Annotated in this window: 2 protein-coding genes; both read left to right on the top strand. The window is 69.5% G+C overall.

Annotated elements, in window-relative coordinates; genetic code table 11:
- Positions 1-206: FliH/SctL family protein (locus AC097L_RS25135; protein ID WP_479589432.1), on the top strand; the 206-nt coding region annotated here is incomplete at its 5' end.
- Positions 196-1,213 (top strand): FliI/YscN family ATPase (locus tag AC097L_RS25130; RefSeq protein ID WP_479589431.1); only part of this gene is annotated, 1,018 nt, incomplete at its 3' end. The genes AC097L_RS25135 and AC097L_RS25130, both read left to right, overlap by 11 nt.

The raw sequence follows: 1,213 nt of genomic DNA, 5'->3' as shown, positions 1-1,213 counted from the left end.
TGCAAGCCCCGCTGAAAGCCGCCTTCCCCCTGCCTACACTTACCTGGCTGGCCGATATGGCGGTAGAGCGCGGCGGCTGCCTGGTCGAATCGGGCGGCACCGTGATCGATGGCACGCTGTCCAAGCGCTGGGAGCGGGCCGTGGCCAATCTGGGCCTGGCCTCGGCCTGGACAGATGGCGATGTGGATGCCGAAGATGCCAGCTGACCACTCCCCGGATACCCAGGTCTGGCCCCAGTTTCTGGCCGATGCGCAGCAGCGCGTGGACACCGGCAGCACCCTGGAAGTGCGCGGTACCCTGACCCGCCTGGCGGGTTTGGTGCTGGAGGCCGCAGGCGTGCGCAGCGCCGTGGGTTCGCAATGCCTGGTGTCCATGCCGGGCCGGCCTTCGGTGCTGGTGGAAGTGGTGGGTTTCTCCAACGACAAAGCCTTTTTGATGCCTGCCGGTGACGTGCACGGCCTGCGCAGTGGGGCCAGCGTGGTGCCTGCGCCGCCGTTTGTGTCGGTACCGCGCCTGGGCGATGCCCGGCGCGACAAGGCCGCCGGGGTGGCAGGCGTGTTGCGTTTGCCGATTGGCGACGGCCTGCTGGGCCGGGTGGTGGATGCCCAGGGCGCACCGCTGGACCATGGTGGCCCCATCCGCAACGTGCGCTCGCAGCCGCTGGACCGCAGCCCCATCAATGCCATGGACCGCGACCCGGTGCGCGAGCCGCTGGATACCGGCGTGCGCGCCATCAACGGCATGCTGACCGTGGGGCGTGGCCAGCGCATCGGCCTGTTTGCGGGCTCGGGCGTGGGCAAAAGCGTGCTGCTGGGCATGATGGCCCGCTACACCCAGGCCGACGTGATCGTGGTCGGCCTGATCGGCGAGCGAGGCCGGGAAGTCACGGAATTTGTGGAAGACGTTCTGGGCGCGGATGGCCGTGCCCGCTCGGTGGTGGTGGCCGCCCCGGCCGACGCGCCGCCGCTGCTGCGCCTGCAAGGGGCCGCCTACGCCACTGCGGTGGCTGAGTATTTCCGCGGCAAAGGCCAGCACGTGCTGCTGCTGATGGACTCGCTCACCCGTTTTGCCATGGCCCAGCGCGAGATTGCCCTGGCCATTGGCGAGCCCCCGGCCACCAAGGGCTACCCGCCCTCGTGCTTTGCCAAGCTGCCGCAGCTGGTGGAGCGCAGCGGCAATGGCCTCAACGGCGTGGGCTCGATCACCGCCTTCT

It is taken from the genome of Rhodoferax sp. RT5P35 (assembly GCF_056521385.1).
Note: the sequence above shows the minus strand (reverse complement) of the source record. Positions and strands in the feature narration are given on the sequence as shown.